This window comes from Microbulbifer mangrovi, from assembly GCF_002009015.1.
GTDB classification, from domain to species: domain Bacteria; phylum Pseudomonadota; class Gammaproteobacteria; order Pseudomonadales; family Cellvibrionaceae; genus Microbulbifer; species Microbulbifer mangrovi.
This window is the reverse complement of record NZ_LZDE01000247.1, coordinates 1-15,615: the sequence shown is the minus strand read 5'-3', so window position 1 is coordinate 15,615 and position 15,615 is coordinate 1. Positions and strand designations below refer to the sequence as shown.

General features: G+C 59.5%; 1 protein-coding gene. It reads left to right on the top strand.

Translation table 11 applies throughout. From position 1 onward, the window contains the following. Nucleotides 1-15,615: autotransporter outer membrane beta-barrel domain-containing protein (locus B4U49_RS19070; protein WP_158078552.1), on the top strand; the 15,615-nt coding region annotated here is incomplete at both ends.

Here is a 15,615-nt window from a genome sequence, read left to right as displayed (position 1 = left end):
GGCCGAGGCCATGGCGCTGGTCATGGGCGCCGACGTGTTGACCGCAGCGCTCGCCGGTATTTACGTCAGCGGTGATGCCACCAGTACCACCACCGTCAAATCCGGTGCGACTATCAGCGCCGGTGGCGACCTGGCGGTGACCGCGCACAACGAAGCCTACGTTTCCTCCAGCGCATTCGTGCTGGAAGCGGACAAATCCAACAAGGTAGTTGCTGCCGTCGCAGTGGGTGAGGCGGATGTCGACGCCAAGGCGGTGATTGAAACCGGCGCTACCCTGGATGCCGACAACCTGCTGCTGGCCGCAGAAAACCTCAACCGCTTTTACACCTCGGCTTCGGTCTACGGACTTTCCAATACGCGCTATGGCATCGCCGTGGCGGTGGGCGACTTCGATTCCAGTGCCACCGCAGAAATGGGCGCGGATCTCGGCAGCAGCGCCGATCAGGTGGGCGACGTCACCGTTGTGGCTCTCGATCGCACCGTAGAGCAGCGGGTACACTCCGGCGTCGCGGTGGGCGGTAGCATTCTCACGCGCACGATCGGTTCCAAACTGGTGTCCGGCATGGGGAAAGTGCAGGGCGGTGTGTCCAGCCTGCTGACCAAATATCTGCCTGGCGGTGTGGACTCCAGTGCATCCAGTGATTCCTCCGGCAAGGTGGACTGGAAGGGTGGTCTGTCCTTCTCTCTCAACCTTTCGGACAAAGAGGCCTACGCCTACCTCGGCACCAATGCCAGTGGCCAGAGCGATGCCCCGACCATTGATGCCAGCGGTAATGTGCTGGTGGCGGCGGCCACCGATCTCGGTACCGATAACGATGCGGTGATCGGCGGTGATGGCCGCGGCGCCGTGGGTGGCGACCAGGGCGGTTACCGCACCTCAGCAGAAACTGCGGTGACCTCCCCCAAAGACGGCAGTGCGGGCGCGCAGCAGACCAACGCCGCGGAAAAGAGCGCGGCGCTTGCCTTCAACTTCGCGATCCACGAGGGCGATGCGGTTGCAGAAGTGGGTGACTACACCACCATCAAGGCGCAAAACCTGGGGGTGGTTTCCGAACAGAAAATGCCGATCGTTTCTACCTACGATCGCTGGGAGTCCCTGTCCGACGTCATCAGCAAATTCAATGGTACCGGCGGTCTGCAGAACAACATTCTGACCACCTTCGCCAATGCCGGCGCCGCGGCGGATAAGGAAGCCTACGGCGGTTCGGTGAATGTGCAGTGGAACGATATCAACACCAAGGCGTGGATCGGTGACGGCGTTGAGATCACCACGACCGGCACCAGCGACTGGAGTGTTTCCTACGACCTTGACTCCAGTCTCACCAGCCCGGGTATTTTCAGTGACTTCGAACCGTTCAAAGACGTTACCTATAAATACGACTTTGACAGCTCGGTGGCGGTGCGCGCCTACAACCTGATTGAAAGTGCCCATGTGGCCGGCAATATCGGCACCCTGGGTATTCTGCCGAACGGTAATGGCACCAACGACGATGGCAAGTCTATCGGCGGCAGTATTACCTTCGTGCAGCAGGCCACCCAGGCGGTCGCCGGTATCGGCGATGCCAGCATTACTGCCGCAGGCGATGTGAAGGTCACCTCGGAAACCGACGAGCGCCACTTTGTGGTGACGCCGTCTTCCGGTATGGGTACCGGCACCGGCTTTAATGGCGTGATTGCGATTCTGAACAGCGAAGCACTGACCCACGCCTCCCTTTCCAATAACGCCTACGTGAGCGCGGATGACCTGATCATTACCGCCGACCACCAGATGGGTAACTGGGCGGCGGCAGGTGCGGTGAACTGGACCGCCGGTGAAAGCGCCGTGGGTGTGGCGATCGCGGCGAATATCACCCAAGGCGATACCAAGGCGTTTATCGGCGACAACTCGAAAGAAGAAGCAAAAGTCGGCTTCAAAAATGGATCCCAGCCGGATCCGTCCGCGCCCACCAACCCTTCCCAGCCAAGCTCGCCTGCGATCATTGCGCGCAATGTGGAAGTGCGGGGTAAATCCAGTGGCTCCACCGGCAGTGTCGCGGTGGCCGGTGCGTTGCTGACCGAAGACACCGGTGAACCTGGTATCGGTGAAAAATTCGAAAGCTGGTACGGGGGCAAGTTTGGTGGCTGGTCCGGGGATCTGGAAAGCAACACGGCCAGCTCCCAGAGTGAAGCCAATTCCGGCTCCAGCAGCAGCTCAGTGGACTCCGCTTCCCAGAGCGGCAGCAACGACAGTTCCAGCTCCGGTGACAATGGCACTGCCTCGGTAGACTCCGACCAGACCAGCCTTGCCGGTGCCGGCAGCGTCACCGTCACCGTGTCCAACCTCGATGCAAAAGCCATCGTCGACGGCGCCACCATCAAGGGGCACACGGGCGAGGAGCTGGATCTGGATATTCAGGCCCAGCAGAAAATCATTTCCGTCTCTGCGTCCGGCTCCGCGGCACTGAACCTGTCCAAGTCCGCGTCTACGCCGACCTCCAGCGCCATGGCCGGCGCCATTGCTTATCAGATTACCTTCAACGATGCGCTGGCGTGGCTGGTCGAGTCCGATGTGCGCAACGTCGATGACCTTTCCATCCAGGCGCTGCACGGCGGCGAGTTGACCTCCATCGGTCTGGCGCTGGCCATCGATACGCCAAGTGCCGGTGGTAAATCCACTTCGGCGGGCGTGTCGGTCTCCGGTGCCCAGGTGCGCGACGGCACTTCCGCGCGCATGGAGGGCAGTACCGTCAGCGGCAGCGGTGACGGCGACAACGATTTCGAAGTAAGTGCTTACAACAACACCGATATCGGTGTGGGCGGCGGTACCCTGTACGGCGGTGGCAAAACCGGTTTTGGCCTCGCGATTACCTTTGCGGATATCGACGATCCGGCCAACCTGATCGGCGACTCCAATCCGGACGGCAACAATGTACTGTCTTCTGCTTACGACGAAGACGTCTACAGCGGCAAGGCGGTGGAAGCGGTTGTTACCCACGCGGACGATGCTTTCTTTACCAACAGTGCCATTTACAACTTCGACACCATCAATATCAGTGCCCGCGGTCTGCAGCGCATTGGCATCGGCGCCGCCGGCGTTGGCTACAACAACAACGCTGAAAACTCTTTCGGCTTTATGGGCAGCTTTGCCATCGGCTCCATCAAGGGCGACACCAAGGCGCGTCTTGAGGACGTCACCATTACCGGTGCGGACACCGTTGCGGTGAATGTGGCGGGCACCAAGGTTGGCAGCCTGGACGCGATTCTGGACTCCCTCGGTTCCAGTTCGGTTAACGAAGATTTCGATTTCAGCGGCGCTGCGGCGTTCGATAATTCCGAGATCCACACCAGTGACGACGGCACCGGTTCTGCCTACAGCTACGGCAGTGAAGGCGAACGCATTATCGCCGTAGCCGGCGTATTGCAGGCGGGCGGTTCCAACCTCGGCCTGTCCTATGCACACGCGGATGTGCAGACGGAAAAAACTGCAATCATCAAAAACGCCACCATCAACACCAGCAGTAGCGCCGCCAGCAGCATCGATGTGTCTGCGCGCGATGAGGCGCTGCTGTACACCGTGGCCGCGGGCCTCGGTGTCGCCACCGGCAAGTATTCGGGTGTTGGCTCGGTGGCGGTCAACAGCCTGAATAATATCGTGCGCGCGGAGCTGGGGGACTGGGACGGTTACAAAAATGGCACCGTGTACGCCGACGATGTGTCGGTGATTGCACAGAACGATATGGACCTGGTCAACGTGGCCGGCTCCGTGGCGATTTCTTCCGGCACCGGCTTTGCTGCTGGTCTTGCGGTCGCGCTCAACCTGATCGGCGACAGCGGCCACGAAACACTGGCGCGCATTGGTAATGTGGACCTAGAAGCTTCCGGCGATGTTACCGTCAAGGCATCCAGCGGTTCCGACGGCGACGCCAACCTGCTGGTGGGCAATGCCATCGGTATCGGTGCCTCCACCGGCAGCTCCGGCCTGGCCTTTGCCGGCGCCCTCAGCGTTACCGATATGGACCAGACGGTACAGGCGGCGATCAAGAATGTGGGCAGCAACGCACTGGGCTCCGCCAGCAGCACCGGCGGCACCATTCGCGTGCAGTCCGCGGACTACACCGACAGTGTCTCCACCGCCTGGATGGGGGCTGGTTCTGCCAGCGGCTCTGCCGGTGGTATTGCCGCGGCGGTGAACCGCGTCGACAGTGATGTGACCAGTGAAATCCTCGGCGACGATTCTTCCAGTTCCAGCACAGTGCTGAATGCCAAACACGTATACGTGGATGCGCTGCGCGACAACTGGCTGCTCACTATTGATGCCGGTGTGGCGGCCTCCAAGCAGGTTTCCGTTGCGCCATCTGTCGGCACCGGTGTGGTCGACGGCAATGTTACCGCGCGCATTTCCGACAAGGCCAAAATCAACGCCTATGGCAACGTGGGGGTGGAAGCCCTCGCCAATACCGAAAACCTGGTAGGCAGTGGCGCAGTGGGCGTGGGCCTGAACGGCGGCGCCGGTGCCATCGCCATTTCCACTGCGGTGGAATACGGCAAGACCCAGGCTTATATCGAAGATGCCAGCGTCAAGGCCCTGGGTCTTGCAGGCACCTTCAATATCCTCGATGGCGAGCTCTCCGGCATGACGGCATTGCCGGACCTTTCCGCCACGGATGAGGACAGTGATGGCAACTCCAGTGCGGTGGGCAATGGCGATGTGTCCATGGACGACCTCACCACGGCGTTTGGTTCCCAGAACCTGAAAGAGGGGACGGAGGCCATCACCGGTATTGGCGTCAACGCTACCAGCTTTGTAAAGCAGCAGGCGATTACCGTGGGTGGTTCCGGTGGCAAGAACGTGGCCATCACCGCCAACGTGGCCACCAATGTGTTCGAGTCGAGCACCGACGCCTATATCAAGAATTCCACCATCAACAGTGGCGTCTCCGGTGAGGATGGAGCCGATGTTACCGTGCGCGGCTCCAGCCATGACTATGGCCTGGGCGTTTCCGCGGGTATCGCGGTGTCGCTGGGAGGCTCCGGGGTGGGCGGTTTCTCTACTAACCACATGGGCAAATCTGCCAGTGCGGAGATCGACAATTCCACCATCAATGCTGATGAACTGACCCTGGAAGCCAACTCCACCCAGCTGGCGCAGGCGGTTTCCGCCGGTGTTGCCGCGGGCGTCGGCGCCGAGGGCGGCATCGGTGGTACCGCGTCCGTCACCATCAACCTGATGAAGGGCGGCACCAAGGCGTGGCTGCATGACAGCACCGTCACCGCGGGTGATGTAGTGGTGAATGCCGAGCGCCGTCAGGACGTGAACTCCGCGGCCGGCTCTGCCGGTATCGGCACCAACGTGGGAGTGGGTATTGGCCTCGCGGTCAATATTCTCGGCGGCGATAGCACCGCACTGATCGGCAACGATCTGGACGATAGCGCCGATGCCGACACCACCATCATCAAGGCCGACAATGTGACCGTGGATGCGGACCGCCTGGAGAGCGTCAACAGCTACTCTCTCGGCGCCGGTGTCAGTACCGGTGTCGGCGTGGCGGCGATGATCAACGTCACCGAAGTCACCGGGGAAACCCGTGCGGCCGTGCACGGTCTGCTGCACGACAACGGCACTGCTGCCGACAGCACAGACGACTACTTCACCACGCAGATCGTCGGGCAGGACGGCAGCAGCGATGCCACCAGTGTCACCGTCAACGCGCAGGAAATTCTCGACGTGGACCAGGAGACACTGGGCATCGGTGTCGGCAACAGCGTCGGTGTCGGTGCGGTGGCCAACGTAGTATTGGGCCGCAGCCAGGTTTACTCGGAGGTGGTCGGTTCCGACATCGACACCGCGCTGCTGGATATGGACGCTACCGCCCAGCGCGAAGCGTGGATGATCTCCATCGCCGGTGGCGCTTCCACCAATGTGGGCGCGGCGGTGAGTATCGGTGTTGCGCTGTTCGGTCAGGGCGATACCACCACTGAAGATGGCACGAATGCCGAGGACGAATTCGATCCCTCACGTCAGTCTGCCAACAGCGTGATGGCTGAAGACACAGCGGCCTACAACCCGCATCTCTCCGTCGATGATATCGCCGCGATCGAGGAGGAGAGCGGTACCACCATCGAGAGCAGCTCTGCTCCCAGCACTGCCACCAGCACCGAATCCGGCAATTCGCTGAAGCTGAGCGGTGAGAGCGTGGTGGCCGCGCGCATCTCCGGCGGCGATATCGATGCCGACACGTTGGATGTGGACGCACAGACGCTGCTGCACACTTATCAGGGCCTCGGCGCGGCTTCCCTTGGCAGTATCGCCATCGGCGGTGCCGTGGGTGTCACCCGTCTGTACGACATGACCATCGCCACCGTGGATACGGATCTCACCGCGAGCAACGTCACCGTGGACGCGCGGGTGATGGACGTTTCCGATGAAGACGCCGCGGGCGAAATGAAATCCTTCGTCATCAGCGGCGGCGGCACAGGTGTCGCCATCAGCTACAACGACGTGCGCAGTGAGCTGCGCACCGTGGCCGGTGTGACTTCCGGGGCGGGCGACGACACGGGCGACCTGTCGGTATCTGCGCGCGACACCACCGAGCTGCGTGTGGGTGACCTGGATGCCGGCAAGCCGGGCGACCCTACCGAAGGTTCGCTCAGTGTCAGCGTTGGCGCTGCGGCGATCGGTGTGTCGATCGGTTTTGCGGAAAAGAACAGTGACGTGGATGCCTGGCTCGGCGAAACCGGCCAGAGCGTGGACGGTTTCAACAACATTTATGTCGACGCCTATTCCGGCGGCCTGGTGAAAACCAGCGCGTTTGCCCTGGCTGGCGGCCTGCTGGCTGGCGTTCAGGGCGTGATCACCGATGCGCGCGACGAGTCAGATGTCAAAAGTACCGTGTACGGCACCATTTCTGCCGGCAGTGGCGTGGTCAATATCGAGGCACAGGCTGTTCCGGAAGTTTACTCCCGCGCCTACGGTGTAACCGTGGCAGTGGGCGGCTCTATGGGAGGCTCCTTCTCCTATGCAATTGCCGACACCAAGGCGGAAGCGGAAGCGGCGGACGGTACCTATTTCACCGGCGAAGGCACTGTCACCATCCGTGCCGAGACCGGCGATGGCGCGGATGAAGACTACGTGAGCACCGATGCCAATGCTTTCGCCGCATCCGGTGGACTGCTCGCCGGTGTCGCCGGTAGTGAAGCGCTCTCGCGCAACAGCTCCCAGGCAGTTGCCACGGTGGGCGACGGTGTGCGTATTCCCGACAACGACTTTGGCGTTTATGCGCGCAATACCGCGGTGCAGTACGCGGATGCGGATGGCTATTTCGTCGGCCTTTACGCGGGTGGTTTCAATTTCTCCACCGCGGAATCAAAAACCTCTGCGCGTGTGGATTACGGCAGCAACCCGATTTTCAATGCGGTCACGCGTACCGGCGATTTCATTCTCGACGCCTACAACTACGATGAAAACCAGAGCTTCACCACCGCCGGTGGCGGTGGCTATTACGCTGGTTCCGCGGCGGTGTCGAATGCCAATAGCTATAACAACAGCGGTTCCAACAAAGCGGCCAGTATCAACATCGCCGATTGGGCTTCCGGCTACACCGCGGTGCCGTTGATGGGCGGCGAAGTGCGCCTGTCTGCGGCCCACGAAAGCCAGTTCTTTGCCGGCACTGATTCCACCACGGTGTCCGTGGTGGGTGGCTCCGGTGCGGTGGCCAATTCGGATATCGATAACGATGTCGAAGTAAACCTGGGAGACAACGTCAGCTTCAGTGCGCTGGCTATCGATATCGATGCGGATAACAGCGCGCAGCAGATTCAGAACCCTGCCCAGTCCAGTTTCGAAACCAGTATCAATGCCGGTGCCGGCGGTGCTGCCAACGGCTCCGCCGGTATTTCCGATCAGGAACTGACCGGTATCGATGCCACGATCAATATTGGTCAGAATGCGGTGCTGTCCATCAGCGATCTGGCGTGGCTCGACAGCACATACGAGCACGGTATCTTTATCGATGCCCACACCCGCTTCTACGTTTACGATTCCTCGGTGCTTAAAGTGGGCGGTGCCTTGCAGGGTGCCGGTTCCGAATCCGATGTGGATGTCAGCACCAGCAACACCATCAATATTGGCGACGATGCACTGATCTATAACCCGGTTGGGGAAATCGGTATCGGCACCTACACCACCGGCTCCGCCACCGCGCAGGCCAATACCACGGTTTGGGCGATTGCCGGTGTCGCCGGCGGTGTTTCCGATGTGGATGTCACCGTGAACAACACGGTGGATTTCGGTGAGGATGTGATCATCAATGGTTACGGCGATATCGGTGTTTACGCCGGTCGCGGATCCAATTACCTGGGTGAAAACCAGATCACTGCCGATGCCCGTACCAATGTTTACAACTGGACAGCGGTACCGATTCCCGCGGGTAACAAGGCCAATGCGGATATCACCGTCAATAACAATGTGATACTGGGAGATGATATTGATGTGGGCAGCGACGGCCATGTCAATATCGAGGCCAATGAGGGCTCGCTCTATGCCAATGCCGAAGGTATCGAGCGCAACCCCTACATGGAGTTGTTCAGTACCGAAACCACCTTCGGCTCCAGCGACAGCAATAGCAATTCCGTACTGACATTTGAAGGTTCCGGCAGTGTTACCGCCGGCCAGAACGCTTATCAGTGGGTGGATGTGGATGACTCGGGCAATATCACGTCCGACCTTGCCGGCTATGGCGTGGCCGAGCAGTTGTCCGATACCTATTCCTCCCGCGCCAGCCTGCAGGCTTATATCGACGAATTGCAGGCGCTGGTGGATGAGTACGAAGCCTGGACCGAAACCAGTACCAGCACGACTGGCTCGGCTTCCGATGGCAGTGATGACAGCGGTACCGGCGGTAGTGCCAGCAGCGGTTCTACCAGTACCTCGGGTAGCAGTGGCGAGAACCCCTACACCGATGAAATCAATGCGCTCAAAACAGAAATTGCCAATCTCTCGGTGATCCTGAACGACCTGTCGACCCAGGAAAATAATGTAATTTCCGTGACTGGCATCGCTGCATCCGCGGGTAACGTGAGCCTGGTGGCAGACACCATCAATCTACAGGGCGGCTTTGGCAACAATCCCATGGTCACTGCGCGCGGTGATGCGTATATCGATATCAACAACCGCGACGACCAGCACCTGCTGGTGGGCAACCTGTATATCGCCAACCAGACCGGCGGCAATGTTTATGTCACCGGTGGCGCCAGCCTGAACAGCGCCTATATTACGGAAGAGGACAGCTCTACCACCGGAATCAGTTCCGGTATCCACATCACGCACAATCCGTCGGGTAGCAATATTGCCAATTCTGATGTGATCGTGGCCGGCGATATCACCAACCTGTTATCTACCGTGGATATCACCCTGGAAGAGGGTGACTTGCTGCAACAGGCCGCCATTGAGGCCAATACCATCAACCTGACGGTGGAAAATGGCAGTCTGGTGGTCAATGCCGGCAACGAGGATCTCGCCTACGGCCGTTCACCGGCGTCCTATGTGAATTTCCTCAGCGGCTGGAAGCCCACCGATGCCGACGACTTTGTCCAGTACTGGATCAATGATCGCTACGAATCCGATATTGATGCGGTGGGCATCGACGAGTTCAATAACTGGTTCTACGCCTGTGCCACGGCCAACGAGTGTCATGTCGGTGGTACCGCGTACAACGACGAGCACTGGTATTTCAACAATGCCAGCGACGATACAGCGGACTACGACAAAATCCACGTGTTCTTTAACTGGGGCTTCAGTGACAGTCAGGAGTACGGCGGTTCCGATGCGGTAGACCTGAAGTTCAAAAAGGACAGTGACAGTCGCGGCGGTCGTCACTGGAAATTCCAGCCGGTGTACAACAAGCAGGGTAATCTCGAGCGCTCTGCCAGTTACAGCACCGTCAAAAATTCCATGGGCGCGCCAGGAGCGACCATCGTCGGTGAAAAAGTAGTAATCAATGCGCGCCGTGTGGATATCAACGGCACCATTGAGGTAGGTAAGGAAAACAACTGGTCGGTCTCGGTGGGCAGCGGATTTGATTCTGCCATCGCCGGCTACATCGCCGCTGCGGGACTGACCGATGGGGACCAGATTGCGCTGGATCCGGGCGCTACCCTGAGTTACACCTACGAAAACCCGAACTACCAGCCGAATCCCTTCGCGCCCAATTACGACAACGATCGCTATATTACTGAAAGGTTCGACCCGCAAATCGACAAGATCAGCGGCGCCGAAGGTATTTCTCTCACCTACGACGTGGCCAGCGGCCAGTTACTGGTCGACGATGTGCCGGTGTCCGGCGGCGGCTACCTGTCCATTAACGCCAAGGTTTCTTCCACCAGTGAGGACGGCAAAATTCTGGTGCGTGATGGTCTCGGCCAGATCAGTATCCAGAACGATTCCAACACCGACCTGGTGATTAATTCCCTGGATGCCGGTGACGATGCGGTGGGTATCGTGCGTATCACCGACCAGAACTTCACCAAGAATATGAACGACGGCGGCAGTACCCGCGACTACTTCAGTCACTGGTATGTGCACAGCCCCGGCGGCCAGATCCAGGAATACGAAACCACCTCCTGGGCGACCAGCTATGAAGACGGCACTTACCTGGGCGCGTCCGGTGGTACCGGCACCACATCCAGCACCACCTACAACCCGCTGGCCGGCCAGCTGTACTACATCCGCGAAGATGCGAGTGTCAGCCGCACCTATACAGACTTCCCGGATGGCTACCTGGCGAAATACCCGAACACCGTTGGCGACTGGCAGGGTACCGGTGCCGGTGGCGCGGTCGAGTGGAATGTGGAAGCCAGCTATTACACCTCCTGTGCGGCGAACCCCGGCGTGTGCACAAACGGCAGCGCCACCAATTTCATCACCCAGGAGTACGATGCCGATACGATCCGCACCTACTGGTGGGGTATCGAGTACAGCTATTCGGATTACTACGGTGGCAACTGGACCAGTTCCGACCCGAGTGTCTATATCCCCTACTACCTGAACATGGAAACCCACACCTATGTGAAGGCGGATAATGCCATTGGTATTTCCTTCAATGGGGTGAGCACCGGCAGTATCGATATTGATTCCACCGCCAACGTGTTCGTCAACGGCAATATCTACAACCCGCTTGGTACCACCGATATCAACACCAGCAGCAGCTTGAGTGCCGGCAGCGGTTTGTCGTTCGATGCTGATGTGTTGCGACTGTACGCAGGCGAGGGTGACCTGGGCGCGCTGGAAGATCCGCTCAATGTTTCCGCGAATACCGTTTCCCTCGACGCCAGTGGCGGCTCACTGTATTTCGACATCACTGGTAAATCCGGCGCGGTTAACCTGGAAAAATTCGCCGCGCTTTACGACATCGTCGGCACGGTGGATAAAGGCCTGGTGGGCGTCGGCAGCGGTACACATATTCAGAGTGATACCCTGGACCTGGTGAGCTACTCCGGCAGCATCGGCAGCGCGGGCACCATCGGTGACAGTGCCACTTACGATTACATCAACCTGGATGTCAATGAAGTTACCCTGGAAGCCGCGGACGATATCGTCATTCACCAGGCACAGGGCGACCTCGCGGTAAATACCATTACCGCGAGTGAAGATGTGGTGATCTCTCTCGGTAACGGCAGCCTGACCAATGGTATTGGCCAGAGCGAAAAAACCGATGAAGAACTGGCGTATCTGCAAAGCGTATGGGATGCACTGGGTCTCCAGGATGCGGATGCGGGTGTTATTGCTGTTACCGGATACGAAAACCAGTTTACCGGCAATTACCACACCTACTGGCTGATCAAGCAGCGCCTGGACGATGCTAGCGAAGCAGGCTTTGCCATCAATGCGGCGTTTATGGAAAGCTTCAAGTCCCGCTACGGTGTGTCCACCGATGCGGAAGCAACTGCGGCGGCGAAGGCAGAATATTTTGGCCTGGTGGACTGGTTTGCCGATCAGACCGCAGCACCGGATGTTTACGCCAATGCGGAAGATGCGATCGGCATCGAACAGAAGGGTACCCTCGAGGGCTACGATTACGGTGACCTGTTTAGTAGCAGTTACGACAGCACCTTTGCGCTCTCCATCGATGAAAACTCCGGTTGGTATGCAAACCTGATCGACGGTGCCCAGTGGAGCCAGAGCCAGCTGGATATCAGCATCAACGCGGCGGCACTGAATGCTGACGCGCAGGCAACGCTGACCAATCGCGAGGCCAATATCGTCGCGCCGAACCTGCATATTGCGGTCAACGGCGGCAGTGTGGGCGAAGACCTGGCGGACCTGGTGTTCTCCATCGATCGCAACAACCCGGTGATTACCGACGCACAAAAAATCGCGCTACTGGAAGCCGGTCCCGGTGATATTGAAACCACCGAAAACGGCGACTTGGTGACTTTCAGTGTGTCGCAGGTGGATCCGATCAAGATCGACACCACCGGTGAACTGAATGTCAGCGCGAGCGACGAGATTTATATTGAATCCGCCAGTGGTCTCACTATCGGCAATATCACTTCAAGTACCAGTGATGTGCGCCTGGCAGTGAACGGTTCCATCAGTGCAGCATCGTCGGGCTTCAATATTGCAGCGCGGGATCTGTATATCGCCAATACCCAGGGGGATATCGGCGCGGGCAGCAGCAATCTCAAACTGCAGCTTTCCGGCGTGCTGCGCCAGGCCGGTGCTGCCGGCAGCCTCTATGTGACCCAGACAGGCGCCGACCTCGTCGTCGATGCGGTCAGTGCCGGTGATCGCATCTGGATGGTGAGCAGTGATGATATTGTCGGTCTCGATAGCGAGAGCGTAATCTCCGGCAGCCGTCTCGGCCTTTACACGGACCACAATCTGGGCTCTTCCACACAGGCCCTGAACCTGCGCATGTCCGGCGGCGGTCAGTTGGCTTTCGGTGCCGGCGATGCCTGGCTGAATATCGCCGACACATCGGAAGCGGAAATCGCCGGAGGGACCACCGGCGTCATGAGCATCGATGCCAGCGGTGATCTGGTGCTGTTTGGTGACGTGCGCGCAGACGCGCTCGACCTGTATGCCGCGGGCGATATTTTCACTTCGGTTACCGGCGTTGTTGAGGTCAATGGACTGGCGAAACTCGAAGCGGACAACATCACTCTCGATACCCACGACATTACCATCGGCAGCGGGGATCTCGATGCGACTGCCGGTGACATGACCCTCGGTAATGTCACCACCAGCGGTGATCTGGACCTGGCCGCTAGCGGCCATCTGCAATTCAATGGCGATGTCGACGTTGCCTACACCAATGCATCCAGCGGAGGTAATGCCAGCTTGCTGGCGGATGCCCAGAGTATGGCGATGGCGGCGGCCACCGAGCTGCGCTCCGAAGGCGACATAACCCTGACCGCGATCGACAGCCTGGATCTACAGGCCCTCATCGCCGGCGGTGATATCAATCTGACCGCGCTGAACCTGATCGATAGCGTCAGCGGCAGTATCAATGCCGCACAGATGACAGCGACCAATGTGTTTGCCGATGCCCGGGCGATGCTGACCATTGGCAGCGTGGATGCCGGGAATATCGACCTGGATGGTAATGCCATCCTGGTAACCGGCAACCTGTCCGGCACGGGTGCGGTCATGCTCGACGCCGACAACGGATTGGAAGTGCAGGGCGATATTGGCAGCGGCGCCGCGCGCACCAGCGCCATTTCCCTGAACGGTGGTAGTGGCAATGTCGCGCTGGGCGGTAGCGCTTACAGCAGCGGCACCTTCCTGGTGAGCAACGGCAATCTGTTCACACTCGCCGATGGCAGTCTGGTGGATGCCGGCTCCATCGATGTCACTACGACCGGATTGCAGACCGACGCCAACAGTCGGTTGGTATCTGCCAATGGTGCGGCCTTTGACCTCGGTGCGAGTGGTGCAGAGTTCGGTGCGCTGAATATTGCCAGCGACCTCCAGGTCGGTAGCGAAGGGGATGTGACATTCCTCGCCGACACCGCGGTGGGTAATGACTTGGCATTGGCCACGGCCGGTGATGTGACGGTGGCAGACGCGGTGGTGGTGGACATCACCGGCAGTGTGCGTGGTATTGCCGGCGCTTTGGCGCAGGCCAACAGCTGGGATATGGGCGCGGGTAGCCACCTGATGGTGGATGGCCATGTCGGACTGGAAACCCTCGCAGGCCAGAGTTTTGCCGCACTCGCCATCGGCGGAGATATGACCCTGATTGCCGGCGACAACATCGCGTTTAACGACAGTGCAAATATCGGCGGAGTGCTGGATATTTCCGGCGATGCGGATCTGCTATTCAGCGGTAATATCGATGTCGGTACTACTGGCGCCAGCGAACTGTTGATTGATGTAGACGGCGTGGTTTCCCAGGCCGCCGGCCAGCAGCTCACGACTTCAGGCGCAGTGACCGCAACGGCTTCGGGCTGGAGCGCGGATGCGAGTAGCCTGCTGCACAGCGGTGGTACTGCGGTATTTACCCTGTCCGGCGACAGTGCCTTCGGCTTGCTGACCACCGTTGCCGACCTGACGGTGGATGCCGGTGGCGATCTCACTTTCCAGAACACCACCACAGTAGGTTCTACGACGGCCAGTGCAGAGTTGCTGCTGGAAGCCGGTGGCGCCGTGATGGTCGCCGATGGTGTGCTGTTCGATATTTACGGTGGGCTGCGCGGTATTGCCGGCACCACCGCCGCGGTGGGCAGTTTCAATGCTGGCAGCGGTAGTCGGGTGCGCACCGGTGGCAAGCTCCAGTTGCAATCCGCCGACAGTATACGCTTCGCCCAGCTGGTTGCCGGGGATGATGTGACCCTGGGCAGCCTCGGCGATATGACGTTCAGCGAGACCGGCAATATTGCCGGCGGGTTGCTGATCAACGATGCCGCAGATGTTGCTTTCGTCGGGGACATGACGGTTGGCAATGCCACTTCTCTCGGCGGTGTCGATCTGACCGCTCGCGGCGCGGTCACCCAGTCTGCGGGAGAGTCTCTCGTCAGTTACGGTGATATCACGGGCAGCGCCGCAAGCTGGATCATGGATAGCGACGCTCTGCTGCAATCCCTGACCGGCACCGTACAAATCACCACGGCTGGAGCCATGGCGCTGGAAAATGTGGATAGCGCCAGCGATATTGCACTCATCGCTGGCGGCGCGCTGGCATTGAACAATGCGCTGACCACCAACGCAAATCTGTTTGTGGATGCCGCCAGCCTGTTTATGGACGCCGCATCCAGCGCGCAGGTCGCAGGTGATTTCGAGGTGACCACAGCGAGCGATCAGCAATTCGCCCTACTGGATATTGAGGGCGCCTCGCTGCTGACGGCCGGTGGCGATATTTATTTAAACAATACTGCAGATTTCGGTGGTGCTCTGACAATCACCGACGGCGGTAATCTTTCGCTTATCGGCGACCTTGCGGTGGGTAGCCTGAGTGCAGCCGACGTCGACCTGAGTTTGCGCGGTGACGTTACTCAGGCTGTAGCACAAGTCTTTGTCATCAGTGGTGCGCTGGATGCTTCTACCAACACATGGAGCATGGGCGACAGCGCACTGCTGCAAACCGGCGGCGCCCTGGCGATCACCACCGCGGCCGGTATGGATCTGGCGCAGCTGGAGAG